The organism is Arthrobacter sp. ISL-69, from assembly GCF_018613775.1.
Lineage (GTDB): Bacteria > Actinomycetota > Actinomycetes > Actinomycetales > Micrococcaceae > Arthrobacter.
This window is the reverse complement of record NZ_JAGGPO010000011.1, coordinates 20295-42301: the sequence shown is the minus strand read 5'-3', so window position 1 is coordinate 42301 and position 22007 is coordinate 20295. Positions and strand designations below refer to the sequence as shown.

Below are 22007 nucleotides of genomic sequence, written 5' to 3'. Positions count from 1 at the left end.
ATGTCTGAACCCATCAAGATCGGCATCGGCGGCCCGGTTGGCGCCGGCAAGACCCAGCTCGTGGAGCGGCTCACCCGGCACATGAGCCTCGAGATCTCCATGGCGGCCATCACGAACGACATCTACACGATCGAGGACGCCAAGATCCTGGCCGCCAACGGGATCCTGCCCGAGGACCGGATCATCGGCGTCGAAACCGGCGGCTGCCCGCATACGGCCATTCGCGAAGACACTTCCATGAACACCGCGGCGATCGAGGAGCTCAAGAAGCGCCATTCCGACCTGCAGGTCATCTTCGTGGAATCCGGCGGCGACAACCTCTCCGCCACGTTCAGCCCCGAGCTCGTCGATTTCTCGATCTACATCATCGACGTGGCACAGGGTGAAAAGATCCCGCGCAAGGCCGGCCAGGGCATGATCAAGTCCGACCTCTTCATCATCAACAAAACCGACCTCGCCCCGCACGTCGGGGCGGACCTCTCGGTGATGGAACGGGACTCCAAGGAGTTCAGGGGCGAGAAGCCGTTCTGCTTCACCAACCTCAAAACCGACGAAGGCCTGGACGCAGTCATCGAATGGGTGCGGCGCGATGTCCTGATGCTCGACCTGGCTCAATGAGCTCGACAGCGGCTGAGGCGGCTCTGGAGACTGCGGCCGCCCCTGCCGTGAAGTCGCCGATGGGGGAGCTTGAGCTGCGCATCGAGCATCGCGGAGGCAAGTCCGTGGCCGCGTATCAGTACCATCAGGGCGCCTTGAGGGTTTTACGGCCGCACTACTTGGATGAGAGCGGGCAGGTTTGTTATGTCGTTGTGAATCCTGGCGGGGCGTATCTGGGGGCTGATCTTTATGTCATGGACGTGGAGGTTGGTGACGGGGCGTCGTTGGTGCTGACCACGCAGTCGGCCACGAAGATTTACCGGACTCCGGGGTCGTTTGCCGAGCAGCGGATGACCCTGCGGCTGCGGGAGCGGGCGCAGCTTGAGCTGGCTCCGGACCAGCTGATCGCCTACCGGGAGGCCAGCTACCGGCAGAATACGCACGTCACCGTGCGGCCATCGTCGAGCCTAGTGCTGGCTGAAGTGGTCACGCCGGGGTGGTCCCCCGACGGGGCGTCGTTCCGGTACGAGGAACTGCGGCTCCGCACCGAGATCCACGTGGAGGCACCCGGCGGCACCGAACTGCTGGCCCTGGACAACCTGCTGATCCGGCCGTCCCTCAACGACGTCACCGGGATGGGGTTCATGGAAGGCCGCAGCCACCTGGGTTCGCTGGTGGTGGTGGATCCTCGTGTGGACCAGGCCCTGGCCGACGAACTCCGTGCGCTCACAGCGGGCGGCGACGCCTACACCGGAGTATCCCTGACCGCATCAATAGGCGGAACAACCGGTCTGGTGCTGCGGTCGCTGTCCGACTCCACGGAGGAACTCAACCGGCTGCTGGGCGCGTGTACCGCCCTGCTGCGTGAACGCTGGCATGGGCAGGCGCCCCTGAACCTGAGGAAGTACTGATGACCACGCTGACCCAGTTCGCCGCGATGTACCGGGAACGGGAGCAGTTGCCGCTCCGGACCCGGATGCTGTTTGCGTTCGGTGCGGTGGCCGCGCTGCACGTTGCCGCCGTCGTACTCCTCCTGTCCGGAAGCCTTGGGGCCGGAAGCCCTGGCACCGGAACGGCGGCGGCGGGACAGCCGCTGGCTCTGGGCCTGGTGTTCACCGCCTACCTGGCCGGCATCAAACACAGCTACGACTGGGACCACATCGCCGCCATTGACAACTCGACGCGGAAGTTCGTGGCGCAGCGGAAGGATCCCGTGAGCGTCGGGTTCGCGTTCAGCCTGGGGCACAGTTCGGTGGTGATCCTGGCCGGGGTCCTGGTGGTGGGCGGTGCAGCCATGGTGGGCCAGTTCATGGAGGACGGCACCACCGGAAACCTGGTGCTGGGCCTGATCGGCAGCGGCGTCTCCGGGCTGTTCCTGCTGGCCATGGGCCTGTTCAACGGCTCGGCGTTCCTGCGGGCGGCGCAGGCGTACCGGAACGTGCAGGGCGGCGGCGAAGTGCGGGACGGTGACCTTGAAGCGAAGGGTTTCGTGGCGCGCCTGCTGGCCAAGCCGCTGTCCCGGGTCCAGCGGCCGCGGAACATCTACGTGATCGGCTTCCTGTTCGGGCTGGGTTTCGATACGGCCACCACCATCGGGCTCCTGGTGATGACGACGGCGGCGTCCCTCGCCGGAGTGTCCCCGCTGGCCCTCCTGGCGCTACCGCTGGCATTCACTGCGGCCATGACGCTCTGCGACACCACCAACGGCGTCGCCATGATGCGCATGTACAGATCGGCCATCCACAATCCGCAGCGGAAGCTCGGCTTCAACACGCTGATCACCGGCATCTCGGCCGTGTCGGCCCTCTTCATTTCGGCCATCACCCTGCGCGGATTCTTCAATACGGCCTTTGGTCTGGAGGATCCGCTGACCACCTGGCTGGGCGCAGTGGACCTGGGAGACGCCGGGCTGCTGCTCGTGGCCGTCCTGCTGGCTGTGTGGGGCATTGCCGCGCTGCGCGGGCGGTTGAAGGGCCGTTCGCAGACTGCCTAGAGTCAACGCAGCCGCGCACCTATGACGCGCGCCGGAGCGGGTGGCAGGATAGGACGCATGGAACTGCACATCACAGGGGACCCTGCCGCCGACAAACTACTCAGCGATGACGCGTTTGCGTTGCTCACCGGCATGCTGCTGGACCAGCAGGTGACTATGGAGTCGGCGTTTGCCGGTCCCGAAAAGATCCGGACGCGCATCGGATCCATGGATCCTGCGGAGATCGCCGGGTACGACCCGCAGGGCTTCGTCGAGATGTTCAAGGAACGTCCGGCCGTGCACCGCTTCCCGGGATCCATGGCCGGACGTGTCCAGGCCCTCGCCGAAACCGTGCACAGTGATTGGAACGGGGACGCCACGGCCATCTGGACGCAGGGTAACCCTGACGGCCCGGAGGTGCTGCGCAGGCTCAAGGCCTTGCCGGGATTCGGCGAGCAAAAGGCTAAGATCTTCCTGGCGCTTCTCGGGAAGCAGTGCGGCCTCCAGGCCGAAGGCTGGCGCGAGGCCGCCGGACACTACGGCCAGGAGGACGCCTTCCTGTCCGTCGCCGACATCGTGGATCCGGAATCTCTGAGCAAGGTGCGCGCCAGCAAGCAGGCCGCCAAGGCCGCTGCCAAGGCAGCGAAGACCACCGGGGACTGACAGCCCGGCCCAGGGAAGCCCAACTTCGTGGAAGGCGGATGCCTTGAGTGAGCAGCCAGCAGGTACGTTCGCTTCCCTCTGGGCGGCCACCAGCGCATCCACGGGCTACGCTGCCCTCAACGCGGACCTCGACGTCGACGTGGCCGTGATCGGTGGCGGCATCGCAGGCCTGACCGCTGCATTGGCCCTGAAACGGGAAGGCCAGACGGTGGCCGTGCTGGAGGCGGCACGGGTGGGCACCGGAGTCACCGGGAACACCACCGGCAAGGTCACCTCCCTGCACCGGCTGGCCTACACGGAACTTGCCGGCCGGCACGGTGCCGAGGCAGCCCGCGTCTACGGAGAGGCGAACGAAGCCGCCATTCAGCATGTGGCCGGCACGGTGGCGGAAGAAGGCTTCGACTGCGGCTTCCGTCGGGTATCCAACTACACCTATGCCGAATCGGACAACGCGCTCGCCCGCGTCCGGGAGGAAGCCGCCCTGGCCGGCCGGCTCGGACTTCCCGCGTCCTTCACCACCGAAGTGCCGCTGCCTTTTGCTGTAAAGGGCGCGGTCCGCTTCGACGACCAGGCGCAGATCCACGCGCTCCGATACGTGCAGGGCCTGGCCCGCGCAGTGGACGGAGACGGCAGCTTTGTCTTCGAGGACTCGCCTGCCACCGGGTTCCGGGACGGTTCGCCGGCGGTGGTCTACGCGGAGCGGGGTTCCGTCCGTGCCCGGGAGATCATCGTCGCGACGAATATGCCAATCGAGGACCGGGGAATCTTCGCCGGGCGGTGCTACCTGCACCGCTCGTATATCGTGGCCGCCCGCACGGCGCTTCCTCCTTTGGATTCCACATTCCTCAGCGTTGACGAGCCGATGCGCTCCATCCTGACCATCGGCCTCGATGGCAAAAGCTATGTCCTTGCCGGCGGTGAAGGCCACCCCGCGTCGGAGCGCCACGAATCCACCGAGCGGTACCGGAGGCTCAGCTCGTTTGCCCGTGACCGCCTTGGCGCCGGGGAGATCGTCTACCGCTGGTCCACCCAGGACGCCATGCCTGCCGACGGGCTGCCCTTCGTGGGGCCAATGTCACCGGAGTCCAGGCACGTTCACGTGATCACCGGACTGCGCAAATGGGGCCTGACCAACGGCACCGCCGCGGCCCTGATCCTCCGGGACATGCTGTGCGGTCGGCGCAACCCGTGGGCAGCGGTCTTCGACAGCACCCGGGCAGTCCGCGCCCCGCACGCGGCACCGGCCGTGACGGAGGACGCCGCCGCGCCCGCCCCAAGTCCGGCTGGCGCCGCTCCGGTCCGGGCGGACCTCGTCCCGGGAAAGCAGGCTCCGGGAGAAGGAAGGGTAGTGGACGTGGACGGGGCAAAGACCGCCGTCTATCTCGGTCCTGCTGGGGACGTCAGCGCCGTGTCGGCAGTCTGCACCCATCTGGGCTGCACTGTGGAGTTCAACCCGGCCGACGTGACCTGGGACTGCCCGTGCCACGGCTCCCGGTTCAGTACCGACGGCACCGTTATCCAGGGCCCCGCCACCCGGAACCTCGAGTCCAGCCCGGCGCCGGCGGACCTCAGCTGAGCCCAGCCCTGTGCGGCGCTACCCCGCCAGCTTCGCCCGGAGTCCGCCGATAATCACATCCAGGCCGAAATCGAAGGCGTGCCCGCCCCGTTCCTCCGACGGTCCGGCATTGCCGAGCGCGCGCTTGAGCGTGGGGTAGCCCTCCGCCGGCGGGTCCCAGATAACTTCCGGAGCCGCCAGGTCCAGGGCCGCGCCGAGGGCAAAGCTGTCGATTGTGGAGATGGCCGCCACCACGTCCCGTCCCCGGAATCCCGCACCCTCCAGGGCAAGCGCGAGGTCCTCGTAGAGGCCGATGACATCCGGATCAGTGATTGTTTGGAGGACCAGGAGCGGCGCCAGCCGCGGGTGGCGCACGAACGCGTCCCGGTAGGCGCGGATCAGGACCCGCAGGGCCGATTCCCAGTCGCTGTGGTCCACGGGCGGATACGGCTCTTCAGTGATGATCCGGTGCCGCAGCAGCTCCAGGATCTCGTCCCGGCCGCTGACGTGGTTGTAGATGGAGGACTGGCTGACGCCGATCTTCTTCGCCAGTTTCGGGAAGCTGAAGTCGCCGCTCTCATCAACCAGCTCCAAGGCGGCCGTGGTGAGGGCCTCCACGGATATCAGCGGGAGGAGCGGGCGCCCCATGGGTTCTCCTGACTGCAGCTCTTGAAGGTCAAGCCCAGCCTAGTCGGCGGGACCCGGCGACGCCGTTTTCGGAAAACTATTGTGCTCTGCGCCACACGCCTTCATAATAAACGAAAGCCTTTCGTTTAGCAGGGCTCCCAAGAAAGGACGGACTAGTGCCGGATACCCAAACCAGACCACCGACGTCGTCCGCGGACGGCTCCCTCAAGCGCAATGCCCTGGGAACGGGCGGCATCGCCTTCCTCGTCATCTCAGCAGCAGCCCCGCTCACCGTCATGGCAGGCGTGGCACCCGTAGCCATCGGAGTGGGCGGCATCGGCGCCCCGGCCGGCTACCTCCTCGCGGGCATCGTGCTCACCCTCTTCGCCATCGGCTTCATGGCCATGACCCGCCACGTCAAGGCATCCGGCGGCTTCTACACGTACATTTCACTGGCCATGGGCAAGACCGTGGGGCTGGCCTCCGCCATCCTGGCGATCGTCTCCTACAACTGCCTCCAGATCGGCGTCTACGGTCTCTTCGCGGTCCAGACCCACGACATGTTCCAGGTGCTGTTCGGACTCGAGGTGCCGTGGCCGGCCATCGCGCTCGCCGCCGTCGTAGCCGTTTGGTTCCTCGGCTACCGGGGGATCGATGTCGGCGCGAAGGTGCTCGGCGTGCTCCTGGTCGCCGAGACGGGCATCCTCGCCGTGATGGGAGTGGGCATCCTCAGCAGCGGCGGAGCCCACGGGATCAGCGTGGGTTCCTTCAGCCCGGAGCACGCGTTCGGACCGGGCGTCCTGGCGATCCTGGGCATCTGCTTCGCCGCGTTCATGGGCTTCGAGTCCACCGTTCTGTACCGCTCCGAGGCCCGCAACCCGGACAAATCCGTGCCGCGGGCCATGTACATCGCCGTCGGCTTTATGTCCGTGTTCTACGCCTTCATCGTCTGGACTGTGGTCCAGGCCTACGGCGAAGACCGCGCCGTCGAAGCCGCGGGTGAAATGGCCGGCGGGATGTTCTTCCAGACCATCAACCACTATGTGGGGCCGTGGGCCGAAGTCGTGATGTACGTCCTGATCGTCACCAGCGTCTACGCTTCGCAGCTGGCCTTCCACAACGCGATCAACCGCTACGTCTACATGCTGGCCCGCGACGGCGTGCTGCCGGCCTTCCTTGGCCGGACCCACCGCCGGTTCCAGTCCCCTCACCGGGCCGGCCAGCTGCAGACAGTCCTGGCCGCGGTGGTGATCACCATCTGCGCACTGCTCAACGCCGACCCCTACCAGCAGTTGCTGATCTGGGTGAACACGCCGGGAATCTTCGGCATCGTGGGGCTCCAGGGCCTGGTGTCGGTCGCTGCATTCCTCTACCTGCGCCGGAATCCCGCGGCGGCAACGCACAAGCTGATGGTGCCGCTCAGCCTGGCCTCGGCCATCCTGCTTTTCGGTGTGGTGCTCCTGATCGGCCTGAACATCGAGCTGCTCACCTTCGCTGACGCGCTGACCAACACCATCCTCATCCTGGTGACGCCCCTCGTCTTCATCGCCGGGCTCCTGGCCGCCCGCTGGGTGCGCCGCCACCGTCCCGCGACCTTCGCGCAGATTGGAAGCTTCGAAACCCATGAATCCTGATGTGATCATCCTGGCCGACACCGTCCACACGATGGAGGACCGGACGCCCGGAAGCCCCGCGCCGCAGGCGGTGGCCGTCCAGGACGGTGTGATTGCCGCCGTCGGAACCCGTGCGGATGCCGAGGGCTGGCCGGCCGCGGAGGTCATCGACTTCGGTGCCGCCGTGCTGACCCCCGGCCTGGTGGACTGCCACATCCACCCTGTCTTCGGCCTGGAGCTGATCCGCGGCTGCGACCTGTCCGGCGCCAAGGACCTTGCCGAGGTGCGCGCGCTGTTGCGCGCCGAAGCGGAGGCTATCCCCCCGGGGGACTGGGTGCGTGGCTGGGGCCTTGACCCCAATGCGTTCGGATCCGGCGCCGCCCACCGCGAGCTGATTGACGACGTCGTCTCCGGACGGCCGTGCCTCATCCGCCTCTTCGACGGGCATTCCGCCCTGGCCAGTTCCCGAGCCCTCGAACTGGCGGGGGTCGCCGGACCGCGGGCGTTCGACCAGGCGTCGGAAGTCGTTTGCGACCCCAGCGGCAGGCCCACCGGGCTCCTGCTGGAGGCCGCCGCCGTCGAGCTCGTGGCGCAGCGGATGCCGGCGGAGTCCTTCGACGAGCGGAAGGCGAGGCTGGCGGAACTCTTCACGCAGTTCGCGCGGTCCGGGCTGACGGGAGCGCACGTGATGGATTGCGGGGAGGGCTCACTGGAGCTCTACCGCGCCCTCGAGGATGAAATGGACGGCGGCCTCCCGCTGCGCCTGCGGATCTCACCGTGGTGCATGCCCGGCAGCGGCGAGGAAGACTGGCGCCGGCTCGCGGGGCAGATAGGACTCGGCGGACGGCGCTGGGAGGTGGCCGGCATCAAGCTGTTCGTTGACGGAACGGTGGACAACGGCACGGCGTGGCTGTTCGAGCCCGACGCCTACGGAGAGTCCGTGGCCCCGTTCTGGCCCCGCCCCGAGGAGTACGCCGCCGCGGTGCGGTACTTCGCCGGCCGCGGGATTCCCACGGCCACACACGCGATCGGCGACGCCGGAGTGGCCGCAGTCCTGGACGCCTTCGAGTCCCTGCATCGCGCGGTGCGGCCGGTTGCACCGGAGGCCGTGCACCGGATCGAACACCTCGAAACCGTCCCGGACGCCCTCATTGAGCGGTTCTCCCGGGCGGGCCTGGTGGCGAGCATGCAACCGACGCACTGCACCCACTACTCCCGCGCCGACCAGACGGACAACTGGTCCACCCGGCTCGGAACGGAACGGGCCAACAATGCCTGGCGGTGCGCGGACCTCCGCGCGGCGGGAACCACCCTGGGGCTCGGCTCCGACTGGCCGATCGCCCCGTTCGAACCGCTGCCCATCCTGGCGGACGCGCAATTGCGACGGCGGTCCGGCCACCGGGACGAACACCCGGTCGTTCCGGGCCAGGCCCTCACTGCTTTGCAGGCGCTCGAAGGCTACACCTCGCACGCTGCGAGGGCTGCGGGGGAGTGGGCGGTCTCCGGGTCCATCACCGTCGGCAAGCGCGCGGATTTCACGGTGTTCGACGTCGATCCGCTGTCGGTTGCCCCGGATGACCTGGCCGCCGCGCAGGCGTTGGCGACGTTTGTGGACGGACGGGTGCAGCACCTCGCGGTGGGGTCAGCCCGGTAGGTGCGCGCCGGGCCCCGGCGGCTTGACCGCGGGCTGCGGCCCGCGGTCAAGCGGCTGAACGGCGTTAGCCCAAGTCGAAGAAAACCGCTGTGGACTATTCCCTCGAATCTTAGGGACAGGCTCACCTTCCGCCGGTAGCATGCCCGTATGACTATCGCGCGCTTCCCCACCCTCGTCATCGACTGCCCCGACGCCGGAGCCCTTGCGGCGTTTTACGGCGCCCTTCTCGGCTGGAACGTGAAGGATGACGGCGACTGGACCGAGATCCGGCCCGACGACGGCAGCAACTGCATTTCGTTCCAGCAGGTGGACGGCTACCAGGCGCCCGAATGGCCCGGCCAGTCCCACCCACAGCAGATGCACCTGGACCTGGTGGTGCAGGACCTGAACGACGGGGAGAAAGAGGCCATCAAGCTGGGAGCCACCAAAGCGGAGACGCAGCCCGGCACAACCTTCCGTGTGTTCCTCGACCCGGCCGGCCACCCGTTCTGCCTCTGCCTGAGCTAGACGGGTCCGAACGGGTTCACTGGCTCCCTTCGTTTTCAGTTCCCGACGTGCAGGAGACCGTCGAGGGACGTAGAGGGCTTTGTGGTCCACCATGTGGCTCACGACATGGTGCGTGTACGGGACGCTTGGGTCTCGGCCGTCGTCAGGAGCCCAGATGCTATGGACGCTGCCCGGTGACGGTGCCAAGGTGAAGCAGTATAGGTGAAAAGCTCGGCACTGAAGCGCGGGGGTTGGTCATGAATCTCGACGAACTGGTCTTCCATCCCTGGGTTGTTCAGGGGCCGCGGGACGTGCCAACCTTTGTCGGCGGCGCCGGGAGCTACGTCATCGACGCCAACGGACGGCGCTACCTGGACTTCAGCTCGCAGCTGGTGTTCACCAACCTTGGTCACCAGCATCCGCGCATCGTGGCCGCGATCAAGGAGCAGGCCGACCGTCTCTGCACGCTCGCCCCAGCCCACGCGTCCGATGTCCGGGGCGAAGCGGCGCGGCTGATTGTGGAGGTCTCGCCGGAGGGCCTTGGGCACGTGCTTTTCACCAACGGTGGAACGGAGGCCATCGAGCATGCGGTCCGGATGGCGCGCCTTTACACAGGACGACCGAAAGTGCTGGCCGCGTACCGCTCCTACCATGGCTCGACATCGACCTCGATCCACCTCACCGGCGACCCGCGCCGCTGGGCCTCGGACACCGGCGCGGCGGGCGCCGTCCACTTCTTCGGGCCTTTCCTGTACAGATCGGTGTTCGGATCGAGGACTCCGGAGGAAGAATCCGAGCGGGCGCTCGCTCATCTCGAGCAGGTGATCCTCCTGGAAGGCCCGTCGACGATCGCCGGCCTGGTCCTGGAATCGGTGACCGGCAGCTCGGGGGTCATCGTGCCACCGGCCGGCTACCTGCGCGGGGTCCGCGAGCTGTGTGACCGTCACGGCATCGTCTACATCGCCGACGAGGTCATGGTCGGCTTCGGCCGGACGGGAGCCTGGTTCGGCGTCGACCACGATGGCGTGGCACCGGACCTGCTGGCGTTCGCGAAAGGCGTGAATTCCGGGTACGTGCCGCTGGGCGGCGTGCTGGTCGGCGACGCAATCTACGAGATGTTCACCAAACGCCCCTACCCGGCGGGATTGACGTACAGCGGCCACCCGCTCGCCTGCGCAGCAGCGGTCGCCGCCATCAGCGCGATGCGCGAGGAGGGCACAGTCGCGGCAGCTGCCCGCCTCGGCACGGACATCCTGGGGCCAGTGCTCAGGGAACTTGCCGGGAAGCACGAGTCCGTCGGCGACGTTCGTGGCATCGGCGGCCTCTGGACCGTCGAACTGGTCCGCAACCGGCTGACCAAAGAGCCGCTCGTGCCGATAGGGGCCGCTGGTGCGGCGAATGCGCCAATCGTGTCCTTCACTAAGGCGTGCCTGAGCCGTGGCTTGTTGCCGCTGACCCTGGGCAACCGCGTCCATGTCGCACCTCCCCTCAACGTGAACGACTCCGACGCCGCAGCGGGCCTGGCTATCCTGGACGAGGCACTGGCGGAATCCGACGCCTTCCTGAGCTAAAGCGGAACGCCGCGAACGTCATGCCCAGCCAGGTCCAGTCGATCGAGCAGAATCACGATGCGCCGTTTGCCTTGGCCGTCCGGACGTCACCGTTGGGAAGGGTTTAGTCCGTGACGCGGGCGTGACGGCGAAGGAACAGCGCGACCAGGACTGCCGCCGTCAGGCAGAGAGCGGCGTTGAGCCCGATGGCCGGCAGCACCGAGTGCAGTATCTGATCCGGTGCACTACCGTTGCCACCGTGGACCAGGGACGCGGCGATGATGGTGCTCATGAGGGGGATCCCCATGGTGATGCCGATTTGCTGGCTCATGGTCGTTAGCCCGGTGGCAAGGCCCTGTTCGGTGTCGGGGAGACCGGTGGTGGCGGTGACCATAAAGCCGACAATGGCGGCGAGGTTCGCGACGCCGCCGACGAACGTGGCGAGCAGCACGAGGATCAGTGAGGCCTGGCCTGTGTTGATGAAGAGGAGGGATCCGGTGGCGGCTGCCTGGATGATGAGGCCGGCGATGATGGTGTTCCTGCTGCCTAGTTTGCCGATGAGCTTCGGGGCGATGATCCCGCCGGCGACGGTGCCGATGCCGAGAACGGCGAAGGCCAGCCCGGCCCCGAGCGGCGTGTAGCCGAGGACCTGCTGAAGGTAGAGGGTCAGGACGAACACCAGGGACGTTTCGGTGGCGAACGCCAGTATCCCGGCGATGTTGCCCCAGGCGATATTGTTCCGCCGCAGGATGGTAACGGGCACCAGCGCATGCGCCGTGTTCTTCTCGATGAAGAAAAAGAGCACGAACAGGATCAGGCCCGCTGCCAGCGGTCCCCACGCCAGCGGTTCGGCCCAGCCCTTTTCGCCGGCGGTGGTCAGCCCGAAGACGAGCAGCAGAAGGGCAACGGTCACAGTGAACGCTCCGGGCACATCCAGTTTCGTCCGGTTCCCGCGGGCGGACTCCGTCAGTAGTTTCGGGGCAAGGATGAGGACGAATAAGGCGATGGGGACGTTGATGAAGAATGCCCACCGCCAGGACAGCAGGTCGGTGAGCAGCCCACCGAGGATCGCACCGGCAGTGAATCCAGCGGCCATCAAAGAACCATTCAAACCTAGGGCCTTATCCCGCAGCGGCCCTTCCGGGAAGGAAGTGGTGAGCAGCGACAGCGCGGCCGGCGTGACGGCGGCGGTGGCCAGGCCCTGGGCCACACGGGCGGCCAGCAGCACACCGGGGTCGGTGGCGAGGCCGCCGACGAGCGAGCCAATCCCGAGCAGCGCCATGCCGGCGATGAAGAGCCGTTTGCGGCCGAACAGGTCAGCGACCCGGCCGAAGAACAGGGTGAACCCGGCCGCGCAGAGCGCGAAGGACGTGGCGATCCATTGCAAGTGGTTCAAAGAGAAACCAACGTCAGCCCCGATCCGGGGCAAAGCGACGTTCAGGATGGAGAAGTCGACCGCGAGGGTGAAACTGGCCGTCAGCAGCAGCGCCATGATCATCCGCTGCCGCGCGGTCATCCGGACAGAACTTTGTTCAGCCGGCGGTGTGGGCGGTGCTTGTAGTGCTTCAACCTGGGGGAAAGGGGTGGTGTCGTGCGTTGTCATCGCGGAAGTGTCCAATCACTGAGTGGGTGGGCGGGTTTTCCCCTCCAGCCTGCCGACGCCAGGCGGGAACAGCCACGCCGTGTTGTGGGTAGCACTGGCAGTGCTACCCGCGTCTGGGGATGTTCGTGAATACTCACAGGTATGAACCAACCAGCAGCGATGGGCGACTTCCTCCGCAAACGACGGGCCGCCCTGAGCCCGGCTGACGTCGGGCTGATGGATTACGGCACCCGCCGTGTTCCCGGGCTGCGGCGTGAGGAAGTGGCCATGCTGGCCGGGATGAGCGTGACCTACTACGCCCGGCTGGAACAGGGCCAGCACGTCAACGCCTCCGACGCGATCATCAACTCCCTCGCCCAGGCCCTGGCCCTCACCGAGGTCGAAAGAAAACACCTCTCCGACCTCTCCGGCATCAAACGCCGCCTACCCAAGACCACTAGGAACCGGCCGGACCAAGTGCGGCCCGGAACGAAACGCCTGGTCGATTCCATGGGCAGTGTTCCGTCGGTAGTGCTGGGCAAGCGCACCGAAGTCCTGGCCTGGAACCGGGCCGGGCACTGGCTGGTCGCTTCGCACCTGGACTTCGACGCCCCGGACACGGCGTCCCAGCGGCCGAACATGACCCGAATGCTCTTCCTGGATGAAGCCACACGCAGCCTCTACCCGCACTGGCGCTCCGAGGCTTCCCGTGCCGTCGCGTCCCTGCGGCTGCTCTCCGGACGGTTCGCCGACGACACTGAACTCGCCGCGCTGGTCGGGGAACTGACCCTCAAAAGCCCTGAGTTCGCGACCATGTGGGCAGAACATCCGGTCGAGAACTGCATGTCAGGGCACAAGACACTGAACCATCCCCAGCTTGGGTGCATGGAGCTCGGGTTCGAGGTCCTGACCATGCCGGACGACTCCGGCCACCGCATCCTCACCTACACCGCAGAAGCAGGGAGCGAAGCCGCCGCCGCACTCACGCGGCTGCATCGCCTTCCCCTCACCCTGGCCCCCGACATGGCCCGTCTTGGCGACGCAGTCTGAGCAATCCGCTGCTGACGCCCCCACGGTAAGAACCCCGGAAGGCAGGTCGCGGACCCATAGTGCGGACCCCACAGCCTGGTGCAGCCGCGTGGGGGATATGCGCGACCTGTTAGAAAGCCTCGGCAATCGGGGGGACTGCCGATTTCGGGTCGATCCGACCGGCCCGACCGGACCTGGGTTCCCCTGTTTGTTCGGTGCATGGCGGCGCCCGACGTCTGCCGGTAGTTCAGGTCTTGAAGTAGTTGTTCCGTTGTGGTTTTTGCCGTGGGTCGATGTGTGGTGGCGGGATGAACCAGGGGATCCCGGTTTTGACCTGGATGGTCCATTGTTCCTTGTGGATGAGGTGGTGGTGATGGGAGCAGAGGAGGGTGCCGTTGTCCGTGCTGGTGGGTCCGCCGTGTGACCAGTAGGTGATGTGGTGGGCTTCGCACCAGGGGGCGGGGATGGTGCAGCCGGGGAAGGCGCAGCCTTGGTCGCGGGCGGTGATGGCTTTGCGGATGTGGGGCGGGAAGATCCTGGTGGTGCGGCCGATATCCAGGACGCGGCCCTGGCTGCCGAGCAGGACGGGGATGATATCGGCGTCGCAGGCGATTTTCCGGACCGTGGAAGCGTTGACCGGGCCGGTGAACGCGAATGACCCGGCGCCGGGGATGCTGCCGGTGCTTCCGGGGCTGAGGGTGGTCTCGCTGCTGTGGTCCGTGTCCCAGGGTCCGGCCGGCGTAGCAGTGCCGGTGCCCGTGGCCGCGGTCCGGTAGCGGGGTCCCTGGGCGGTGGTGTGTTCGAGGCGGTCCAGCAGGTCGCGGTAGTCGATGGTGACCATCACCTGCGGCCGGAGCCCGCCGGCAGTGGGGAGGGTTCCGGTGGTCAGGGCTGCTTTGCAGGCACCGACCAGGCCGTCGAGGAGCCGCTGCGGCCGGGTCCGCCGGTCCAGGTCGGCATCAGGTCCGCCGCCGGTCCCGTCGCCGCTATCCACTGCACTGTCTGCGTCGTTGCCGGCGTCGCTGCCGGCGTCACTACCCTCGGTGGTACCGGCTCTGGTGCGGGGGTTGGTGGCGGTGTTCATGACGGTCAGGAGGGGCTCGTACTGGTCCGGGGTCGCGAAGATTTCGATGTGCTGCAGGCCCCGGGTGACCTGCCGGAGGAACACGCCCTGGCGGCGGCGGAGTTCTTCCTCGGAAGGCTCCGAACCGTCCTGGTCGATCGCGTCGGTCCAGCGGCGGGCGATCCGGGTGAGGAAGTCGGTGTCGTACTCGGCCGCGGTGCGGGTCAGGGCGTGTTCCATCCGGGCCGTGGTGTCCCCGGTGGCGTGGTGCCTGACCCGGTCCAGGGCCATAGTGATGATGCTCGCAGGCCGGGAGGCGACGGTCCCGGCAGCGACGGCGGCGCCGAGTTCGGGCCGCTCCGCAGGGTCCGTATTGCCCGCAAACCCGGTACGCGGCAGGACCGCGGCGGCGAGACTGATCCGGCGCCGGGCTTCGGCGGCGCTGATCCGGAGCCGCGTGCGGAGGAACTCGGTGGCGTTCTTGTACCCGTCATCAGCCAGCTCAGATTCGGCTGGACGTGGAGCTTGGAAGGCTACAGCAGTATCTGCGCCCCATCCGATGGCCGAGCCCGAGCCCGAGCCTGAGCCGACTGCCGCCGAGCGCGCAGCCACTGCGGTTTCCCGGCGGGTACGCTCCACGGCCCCGGCCGCAACGATCTGCAGATAATCGACGGCCCGGGAGACTTCCTCGACATTGTCGGCAAAGTCAGCAGCCTCACGGAAGGTCAACAGCGCCGAGTCGTCGACCGCCGTCGAACTCAAGGTCCCGAGCAGCTCAAGGCACCGCGCCAGATCACCGGACCCGCCGCCGTCGGACGCTAAAGTATCCGGATACTGGTGCACCGCGGGGACACTGCGCAGGCCCCGGCCGCGCACAGCCGGAGGGGGCTGAACAGCAGCAGCATCAGTGGGCAGGCCCGCCCACCGCAACGCCCCTCCTGCTGCAAGATCCCCCATGGCTTCCATAGGATAACTCTGCCAAAGGGGGCAGACATTAAAGGCCTGCGGACCTGGCAGGGGAAACCGCCAGCCGCCGCCGGCCCCGCTAACGAAGGGCGAACCCGAGACCGTTTCGAGCCAGGCCAAGTCCGTCAGCGAACCCTACTCCGCGCGGTCCACGTGCTCGGCCCACGCGGTTTCCGGTCCCTCCTGGCCTTCGCCCAAGGCTTCCCACATGGCAAGGTGGCACATGAAGTGGCCCGGGGCGGCGCCGTGCCAGTGCTCTTCGCCCGGCGGCGTGTAGATGGTGTCGCCGGGACGGATCTCGATGACCTCGCCGCCGCGGGACTGGACCAGGCCGCGGCCTTCGGTCACATGCAGGGTCTGGCCGTTCGCGTGCGAATGCCAAGCGGTGTGGGCGCCCGGTGAGAAACGGACCATGTTCACGCGCAGCTGCGAGGGGTCCTCGCCCTTGGCGATCACGTCGAACCAGACGTCGCCGGTGAACATCTCCGCCGGCCCTTTGTTGCTTGGCGTCTTCGGCTGGATTTCCAACTGGTCTCCTCTGTTGCTGGATTGCGCATTGCAGTAACGCGTTTGGCTGGATTGCGCGCCCCGTGGGCGGCGCGGTGGCGCCCGGTGGGCGGCGCATTCCACGCATTCAACCCTAGAAGCCTTCCGTAGCCGGAGGGAGGCCCTGTTGGTACCTGTATCAACAGAACCTTCCCCGCGCGTAGGGAACGCGGTTTTCTGGATAAGCACCGAAAACATCCTAAGGAGCACCACCATGGCAACTGAGACCCCTTCGCCGGCGCAGCGGCTCATCGGCGACGTCGCACCCAAACTCGTCCAGCTCACCGACGATGTGCTGTTCGGCGACGTCTGGGAACGGCCCGGCCTCTCGCCCCGCGACCGCAGCCTCGTCACCGTCGCAGCGCTGACCGCGCTGTACCGGACCGGCCAGCTGCCCTCCCACCTGCGCCTGGCACTCGCCAATGGCGTCACCCGGGATGAACTGGTCGAATTGATCACCCACCTTGCGTTTTACGCCGGCTGGCCGAACGCCATGAGCGCGATAACGGCGCTCAAGGAGGTCCTTGCAGAGCAACCGACGACTGAACAGCCGACGACGGCGCACGCCGGCTGAGCGGCCCCGGCCACCACTACATCAACCCCGTTACATCCACACATCCATCGCTAAAAGGATTCTCATGCGAGCAACAATCATGTACGGCGCTGGCGACGTGCGCGTGGAAAACGTGCCCGACGCTGCGATCAAGGAACCGACAGATGCCGTGGTGCGGGTTGTCCTGTCCTGCGTGTGCGGCAGCGACCTCTGGCCCTACGCCTCCCTCCCGGCATCGGACCACGGCCGGCGCATGGGCCACGAATTCCTCGGCGTCATCGAGGACCTCGGCTCCGCGGTCCAGGGTTTCAAGCGCGGCGACGTCGTTGTGGCGCCATTCGTGTGGTCCGACAACACCTGCGACTTCTGCCGGGAGGGGCTGCAGACGTCCTGCCGCCACGGCGGCCAGTGGGGCCACGACCTCGACGGCGGCCAGGGCGAAGCCGTGCGCGTCCCCCAGGCGCAGGGCACGCTGGTCAAGCTGCCCGTGGGCGAGGACTCCCCGCTGCTGCCCGCCCTGCTCACCCTCTCCGACGTGCTCTGCACGGGACACCACGCCGCCGTCACGGCCGGAGTGAACCCGCGCACCACCGTGACGGTGATCGGCGACGGCGCGGTCGGCCTGTCCGCTGTGATCGCAGCCAAGCGCCTCGGCGCCGAGCGGATCCTGCTCATGGGTCGGCACAAGGACCGCACGGACCTGGGACTCGAATTCGGTGCCACGGACATCATTACCGAACGCGGGGACGAAGGAATCGAACGAATCCGCGAACTCACGGGCGGCGATGGGACCCACACGGTGCTGGAGTGCGTCGGGACGCAGGATGCCATCAACACTGCGATCGCCGCCGTGCGCGACGGCGGCGCCGTTGGTAGGGTGGGAGCCGCCCAGTACACGGATGTGCCCATGAATTTCGGCACCGTGATGCGCAATATCACCCTGACCGGCGGCGTGGCCCCGGCCCGGGCCCACATCGAAGAACTTATGCCGGACATCCTCTCGGGAACAATCCAGCCCGGCAAGATGTTTGACCATACTGTTGCCCTCGACGAGGTCCCCGCCGGCTACCGGGCAATGGCGGACCGCACAGCACTCAAAGTGCTCATCCGTACCTAAGACTTTCCACCCAACCAAACGAATCCCTCACCGAACATTGGAGAAAAATTTGTTTACCGCTAACGCTTACGCTGCCCCGTCCGCAGACGGAGCCCTCGTTCCCACCACCATCGAACGCCGCGACGTCGGCCCCCACGACGTGCTGATCGAGATCAAGTACGCCGGCATCTGCCACTCCGACATCCACACCGTCCGCGGCGACTGGGGACCCCAGCAGTACCCGCTGGCCCCGGGCCACGAAATCGCCGGAATAGTCACCGAGGTCGGCGCCGAAGTCACCAAGCACACCGTCGGTGACCGCGTCGGCGTCGGCTGCATGGTCAACTCCTGCCGCGAATGCGTCAACTGCCAAAAGGGCGAGGAGCAGTACTGCCTCAAGGGAATGACAGGCACCTATGGGGCCGTTGACCGCGACGGCACCATCACCCAGGGCGGCTACTCCACCCACGTGGTGGTGACCGAGGACTTCGTCGTGCGGATCCCGGAGGGCATCGAGCTCGACGTCGCCGCGCCGCTGCTCTGCGCCGGCATCACCACCTACTCGCCGCTGCGCCACTGGGGCGCGGGACCCGGCAAGAAGGTGGCCATCGTCGGACTCGGCGGGCTGGGACACATGGCCGTCAAGATCGCCCACGCCATGGGCGCCGAGGTCACCGTGCTGTCGCAGTCGCTGAAGAAGCAGGAGGACGGCCTGCGCCTGGGCGCGGACCACTACTTTGCCACCAGCGACGAGAACACCTTCTCGGACCTGGCCGGTAGCTTCGACCTGATCATCAACACCGTCAGCGCCAAGATCGACATCAGCTCCTACCTGCAGCTGCTGACCCTTGACGGCGCCCTGGTGAACGTGGGCGCCCCGGCCGAGCCGCTGCCGGTGAACGTCTTCTCGCTGATTACGGGACGCCGGTCCTTCGCCGGATCGGCGATCGGCGGCATCCGCGAAACCCAGGAAATGCTCGACTTCTGCGCCGAGCACAACCTGGGCGCCGAGATCGAAGTCATCCCGGCTGAGAAGATCAACGACGCCTACGAACGCGTCCTGGCATCCGACGTCCGCTACCGCTTCGTCATCGACACCTCCACCCTGGTCTAAGAAGGCAACAAAACCGGGCACCAAAAAGCAGCGCCGCCCAGGGGCGGCGCCACGCCAGGTCATGACCCGAAGCAGTGCCGTCCTCAGGAGAGGGCGGCGCTGCTTTCGCGGTTAACGTCTACCAGCTGAACCGTCACGCCCGTGCTCCGGAAGAGCTCCACCTGCCCCGAGTCCGCCCCGGGTCGGAATCCCGGGCAGGCCAGGGGCGATCCCTATCTGGCAGTGATCACGTGGGTGAAGTGGTCGTACCGGATGGTGAGGGGGCCGCCGTCGTGCGCCAAACTGACGTTGGCGCCGTTCGGGGAGCCCCCTGCTCCATAGCTCACAGCCCAGGACCGGTCCAAAGCGGCCTTGAACTCGTACGTGCCGGCGGGAAGGCCGGGTACGGACAGCTTCCAGACCAGGTCGGCGGGGTCCAGCACCAACTGGGCCTGGTCGCACGCCGGCATCCAGTCCTCCGGGCACCCCAGCTCCGAGTTCATGCTGCCGGTCGCGGCCACTGCACCGGGCTGCTGCGACGCGTAGACCGGGCTGAGCAGGTGGGTCGTGTGGTCGTACCGGAAGGTTACTGCACCTCCCGGGTGCTCCAGCACGATGTTCCCGCCGTTGAAGGCGCCGCCTGCCCCGTAGTTTTCGTCCCAGCCGCCGTTGATGGCTGCCTTGAACTCGTACGTCCCCGCCGGGAGGTCAGGCACCGTGAGGCGCCATACCTGGTCCGCCGGGTCGAGCGCCATGAAGGCCTGCCCGCAGGCCGGCTGCCAATCGCCCGGGCAGCCCAGCTCGGAATTCAGGCTGCCGGCCACCGTGACGGTATCGGGCTGCGGGATCTCGCGCCACCACGGTCCGGATATCGCTCACCACGTTCGCCGCGCCCGGAACGGCCATCGTTGCCCGGTACCGGACGCCGGTGCCGTCGGCGAGGCCCAGCGCCGCGACATCGTCAAAGACGGTGTATGCCGGCGATGAACTGTCCGAACCGATGGCAGCCCAGTCGCCGCCGTCGACGCTCCGCTCGAAGCTGACCGTGTAGTCGGCCTTCTCCGGGCTGGCGCTGGCACTGACTTCCACCTTGCCGTCAACGCTGCTGCCCTCGGCCGGTTTCTGCATCACGAGGACTGGAGAGGGGACAGTGCCGGTCCGGGCCGCGCTCGCGGAGGTGTGCCCGCCGTTATCGAGGACCACCGCGCGGTATTCCACGGCCGTGCCGGGGTTCAGCCCGGTGACCTCGTGGAACACCTGGTATGGGGCGGTGTCGTCCGTGCCGATCGGCTCCCATTCTCCGCCCGCTGTCCGCGCCTGGAAGGTGACCTCGTAGAACGAGGAACCATCGACGTCGGCCGCCACCCGGATCCTGCCGTTGTCGCCTTCCGCTGTTGCAGGCTCCTGAAGCACGACGGCGGGAGCCACCTTGGAGTGCGGGATCCGGCCTGACGATTCGTAGACCACTGCGGAAAGCGGCGGAACGGTGACGGTGAGCTTGCCGTCCGCGGCCGACTTGGATTCCGTTGCGGAGCCGGCGCCGCCATAGATCCGGCTGTACGTGCGCTTGGCGATGTACGTGGGCACCGCCGCCGTCTGTGCGGTCTGGCTGTTGTTCACCGCCACCACGTATTCGCGCTGGTCCGTCGCGTCCGTGCGGGAGAATGCGTAGATTCCCGGGCCGTCCGAGGCGTACCTGTTCTGGTGGGCGCCGTCGCGCAGGGCCGGATGCCCGGCAGTCAGCGCGGCGAGTTCGCTAATCTTGCTGTAGAGCGGATGGCCGGTGTCGAAGTTGTCCGTGGCATGCGTGGCGTCGGTGCCCAGCAGGTCATCGTCCAGGTATTCGGGCACCTGGCTGGCGAAGAGTGTCTGGCGGGCATCCTGGTCCCCGCCGGGACCGGTGAAGCCCTGCTCGTCGCCGTAGTACACCACGGGGTTGCCGCGCGAGAAGTACATCAGTTCGTGGGCCAGCCGGTCCCGGGCAACCCGTTCGGCGTCGTCCGCGCCCGGGTTGTCCGCGGCAATGAAGCTGCCGATCCGGCCCATGTCGTGGTTTCCCAGGAACGTGGGGAGTTGGTAGACGTTGGAGTCGGCGTCGGTGTACCAGTCGTCCGCGGCGAAGAACGCCTCCAGCTGGGCCGCCCCCTGGCTCCGGGAAGCAAAGTTCCTGGCTGCGTCCTGGAACGGGAAGTCCAGCACGGCCTGCATTTTGTTGCGGGTGGTGAACTGCGAGGTGAAGCTCTTGGACGTGTCAAAGACCTCGCCGAACATAAAGAACTCGTCCTTGCCCTGTTCCTTGGCGTAGTCCAGGACCTTGGGCCCGAACTCCTGCCAGAACTCGTCGTTCACGTGCTTCATCGTGTCGATCCGGAAGCCGTCCACGCCGAAATCGCCGATCCACTTTTCGTAGACGTCCACCATTCCGTCGACCACTTTCGGGTGCTCCGTGAAGAGATCGTCCAGGCCGAAGAAATCGCCGTAGAAGGAGTCCTCGCCCTGGAAGGTGGTGTCGCCGCGGTTGTGATAAAGCGCGGGATCATTGAGCCACGCGGGAACCTTCAGCTCTTCCTCGCCGGGTTCCAGCTTGGGCTTGTACGGGAAGGATGTTTTCGGGTCCAGTGCGGGGAAGTCCTCCGATCCGGCGAAGTCACGGTCGTCGAACTCCTCGCCGGCGGCCGTCTTGTAGGGCGCTGCATCCTTTGAGATGTAGGCGGCCCGGTTGCCTTCCTCGTAGCCGATCACGTCCGCGGTGTGGTTGGTGATGATGTCGAAGTAGACCTTCATCCCGCGTGAGTGTGCCTCGTCGATCAGCGCCTTCAGTTCGTCGTTGGTCCCCAGGTGCGGGTCGATCTGGGTGAAGTCGGTGACCCAATAGCCGTGGTAACCGGCCGATTTGTCCTCGGGCTGGACCGCCTTGTTCTTGAAGCTGGGTGTCAGCCAGATGGACGTGGCGCCCAGGCCCTGGATGTACTCGATCTTGTCCAGCAGTCCTTTAAGGTCACCGCCGTTGTAGAAGCCTTTTTTCGTGGGGTCGAAGCCGGAGACCATCGGATCGGAGCCGAGCCCGCCGTCGTCGTTCGCGCTGCTTCCGTTACTGAAGCGGTCCGCCATCACGAAGTAGAAGTTCTCATCCGTCACCGGTGCGCGGAGCGAATGGGCGGCCGACGGGGAGCCAGGGCCTTTCGGCTCCGGCGCCGCGTGGGCCGGTAGCGCGTTAGCCGGTGCCGCCAGCGCGGCCGCGATAACCAGCGCCGCGATCGTTGCGGCGGCACGCCTGGCCGGAGGCTTGAGGGGTGAATTTTTGCACGGTGGATTCTTGTGGATTGCACTGCGGGAAAACACGATGAGGAAACCTTCCGGTA

The 22007-nt window shown here is 66.8% G+C and carries 17 protein-coding genes and 1 pseudogene; 13 read left to right on the top strand and 5 right to left on the bottom strand.

The genetic code is table 11. From position 1 onward, the window contains the following. From ureG to J7I79_RS06725, 5 genes are read left to right on the top strand one after another with little or no spacing between them, the layout of a single operon-like run. Entirely contained in the window at positions 1-618 is a 618-nt protein-coding gene (gene ureG, locus J7I79_RS06745) for an urease accessory protein UreG (RefSeq protein ID WP_214951628.1), read from the top strand. Then, on the top strand, positions 615-1508 hold the full coding sequence (locus J7I79_RS06740; protein ID WP_396020172.1) for an urease accessory protein UreD: 894 nt from the start codon (positions 615-617) through the stop codon (positions 1506-1508). The genes ureG and J7I79_RS06740 overlap by 4 nt, the downstream gene beginning before the upstream one ends. Further along, positions 1508-2590: a HoxN/HupN/NixA family nickel/cobalt transporter gene (locus J7I79_RS06735; RefSeq protein WP_214951627.1), complete on the top strand. Its 1083-nt coding sequence runs from the start codon at positions 1508-1510 to the stop codon at positions 2588-2590. The genes J7I79_RS06740 and J7I79_RS06735 overlap by 1 nt, the downstream gene beginning before the upstream one ends. Before the next feature lie 57 nt (positions 2591-2647). Next, a complete protein-coding gene (locus tag J7I79_RS06730) occupies positions 2648-3232 on the top strand; it encodes an HhH-GPD-type base excision DNA repair protein (protein ID WP_181038847.1) in 585 nt (194 codons plus the stop codon). Positions 3233-3275: 43 nt separating this feature from the next. Next, positions 3276-4808 carry an FAD-dependent oxidoreductase gene (locus tag J7I79_RS06725; RefSeq protein WP_214951625.1) on the top strand — a complete coding sequence of 511 codons (1533 nt, stop codon included), beginning with the start codon at positions 3276-3278 and terminating at the stop codon, positions 4806-4808. Between the two features lie 18 nt (positions 4809-4826). On the opposite strand, the gene J7I79_RS06720 is transcribed toward J7I79_RS06725, so the two are convergent. After that, positions 4827-5435: a TetR/AcrR family transcriptional regulator gene (locus J7I79_RS06720; RefSeq protein WP_214951623.1), complete on the bottom strand. Its 609-nt coding sequence runs from the start codon at positions 5433-5435 to the stop codon at positions 4827-4829. Positions 5436-5590: 155 nt separating this feature from the next. Here J7I79_RS06720 and J7I79_RS06715 point away from each other — a divergent pair, with 155 nt between their 5' ends. The 4 genes from J7I79_RS06715 (at position 5591) to J7I79_RS06700 (ending at position 10738) form a co-directional block, all read left to right on the top strand. After that, positions 5591-7048 carry an APC family permease gene (locus tag J7I79_RS06715; RefSeq protein WP_214951621.1) on the top strand — a complete coding sequence of 486 codons (1458 nt, stop codon included), beginning with the start codon at positions 5591-5593 and terminating at the stop codon, positions 7046-7048. Then, positions 7038-8681, top strand: a complete 1644-nt coding sequence (locus J7I79_RS06710; protein ID WP_214951619.1) for an amidohydrolase — start codon at positions 7038-7040, stop codon at positions 8679-8681. Before J7I79_RS06715 ends, J7I79_RS06710 begins: the two co-directional genes overlap by 11 nt. A 147-nt stretch (positions 8682-8828) precedes the next feature. Further along, the gene (locus J7I79_RS06705) at positions 8829-9188 is read left to right on the top strand and encodes a VOC family protein (RefSeq protein ID WP_214951617.1); all 360 of its coding nucleotides are present in this window, start codon (positions 8829-8831) and stop codon (positions 9186-9188) included. 236 nt (positions 9189-9424) lie between these two features. Then, a complete protein-coding gene (locus J7I79_RS06700; protein WP_214951615.1) occupies positions 9425-10738 on the top strand; it encodes an aspartate aminotransferase family protein in 1314 nt (437 codons plus the stop codon). Between the two features lie 103 nt (positions 10739-10841). Here the strand turns inward: J7I79_RS06700 and J7I79_RS06695 are convergent, their stop codons facing one another. Next, positions 10842-12233, bottom strand: coding sequence for an MFS transporter (locus tag J7I79_RS06695; protein ID WP_214951613.1), 1392 nt, complete (start codon positions 12231-12233; stop codon positions 10842-10844). 228 nt (positions 12234-12461) lie between these two features. Here J7I79_RS06695 and J7I79_RS06690 point away from each other — a divergent pair, with 228 nt between their 5' ends. Further along, positions 12462-13349, top strand: coding sequence for a helix-turn-helix transcriptional regulator (locus tag J7I79_RS06690; RefSeq protein ID WP_214951611.1), 888 nt, complete (start codon positions 12462-12464; stop codon positions 13347-13349). A gap of 226 nt (positions 13350-13575) precedes the next feature. On the opposite strand, the gene J7I79_RS06685 is transcribed toward J7I79_RS06690, so the two are convergent. Together J7I79_RS06685 and J7I79_RS06680 are read right to left on the bottom strand one after the other, a co-directional pair. Continuing rightward, positions 13576-15357: an HNH endonuclease signature motif containing protein gene (locus J7I79_RS06685; protein WP_214951609.1), complete on the bottom strand. Its 1782-nt coding sequence runs from the start codon at positions 15355-15357 to the stop codon at positions 13576-13578. Positions 15358-15492: 135 nt separating this feature from the next. After that, complete coding sequence (locus J7I79_RS06680) at positions 15493-15885, bottom strand: cupin domain-containing protein (protein WP_251042480.1); 393 nt, start codon at positions 15883-15885, stop codon at positions 15493-15495. Between the two features lie 232 nt (positions 15886-16117). Between J7I79_RS06680 and J7I79_RS06675 the strand changes: the two genes are divergently transcribed. The 3 genes from J7I79_RS06675 to J7I79_RS06665 all read left to right on the top strand — a co-directional run bounded on the left by J7I79_RS06675 (position 16118) and on the right by J7I79_RS06665 (position 18666). Further along, positions 16118-16477, top strand: a complete 360-nt coding sequence (locus J7I79_RS06675) for a carboxymuconolactone decarboxylase family protein (protein ID WP_214951607.1) — start codon at positions 16118-16120, stop codon at positions 16475-16477. 64 nt (positions 16478-16541) lie between these two features. Continuing rightward, positions 16542-17573, top strand: coding sequence for a zinc-dependent alcohol dehydrogenase family protein (locus J7I79_RS06670; protein ID WP_214951605.1), 1032 nt, complete (start codon positions 16542-16544; stop codon positions 17571-17573). Between the two features lie 49 nt (positions 17574-17622). Next, positions 17623-18666, top strand: coding sequence for an NAD(P)-dependent alcohol dehydrogenase (locus tag J7I79_RS06665; protein ID WP_214951603.1), 1044 nt, complete (start codon positions 17623-17625; stop codon positions 18664-18666). A 212-nt stretch (positions 18667-18878) separates the two neighbouring features. Here the strand turns inward: J7I79_RS06665 and J7I79_RS06660 are convergent. Then, a pseudogene (locus J7I79_RS06660) lies at positions 18879-21903 on the bottom strand (alpha-amylase family glycosyl hydrolase). Positions 21904-22007: the final 104 nt, after the last annotated feature.

What these genes read in the sequence shown, in the direction of transcription:
- J7I79_RS06685 (WP_214951609.1), bottom strand. Translation starts at nt 15,357, where the DNA reads ATGGAAGCCATGGGGGATCTTGCAGCAGGAGGGGCGTTGCGGTGGGCG.
- J7I79_RS06740 (WP_396020172.1), top strand. Translation starts at nt 615, where the DNA reads ATGAGCTCGACAGCGGCTGAGGCGGCTCTGGAGACTGCGGCCGCCCCT.
- J7I79_RS06720 (WP_214951623.1), bottom strand. Translation starts at nt 5,435, where the DNA reads ATGGGGCGCCCGCTCCTCCCGCTGATATCCGTGGAGGCCCTCACCACG.
- J7I79_RS06675 (WP_214951607.1), top strand. Translation starts at nt 16,118, where the DNA reads ATGGCAACTGAGACCCCTTCGCCGGCGCAGCGGCTCATCGGCGACGTC.
- J7I79_RS06735 (WP_214951627.1), top strand. Translation starts at nt 1,508, where the DNA reads ATGACCACGCTGACCCAGTTCGCCGCGATGTACCGGGAACGGGAGCAG.
- J7I79_RS06730 (WP_181038847.1), top strand. Translation starts at nt 2,648, where the DNA reads ATGGAACTGCACATCACAGGGGACCCTGCCGCCGACAAACTACTCAGC.
- J7I79_RS06690 (WP_214951611.1), top strand. Translation starts at nt 12,462, where the DNA reads ATGAACCAACCAGCAGCGATGGGCGACTTCCTCCGCAAACGACGGGCC.
- J7I79_RS06670 (WP_214951605.1), top strand. Translation starts at nt 16,542, where the DNA reads ATGCGAGCAACAATCATGTACGGCGCTGGCGACGTGCGCGTGGAAAAC.
- J7I79_RS06710 (WP_214951619.1), top strand. Translation starts at nt 7,038, where the DNA reads ATGAATCCTGATGTGATCATCCTGGCCGACACCGTCCACACGATGGAG.
- J7I79_RS06695 (WP_214951613.1), bottom strand. Translation starts at nt 12,233, where the DNA reads ATGACCGCGCGGCAGCGGATGATCATGGCGCTGCTGCTGACGGCCAGT.
- ureG (WP_214951628.1), top strand. Translation starts at nt 1, where the DNA reads ATGTCTGAACCCATCAAGATCGGCATCGGCGGCCCGGTTGGCGCCGGC.
- J7I79_RS06705 (WP_214951617.1), top strand. Translation starts at nt 8,829, where the DNA reads ATGACTATCGCGCGCTTCCCCACCCTCGTCATCGACTGCCCCGACGCC.
- J7I79_RS06700 (WP_214951615.1), top strand. Translation starts at nt 9,425, where the DNA reads ATGAATCTCGACGAACTGGTCTTCCATCCCTGGGTTGTTCAGGGGCCG.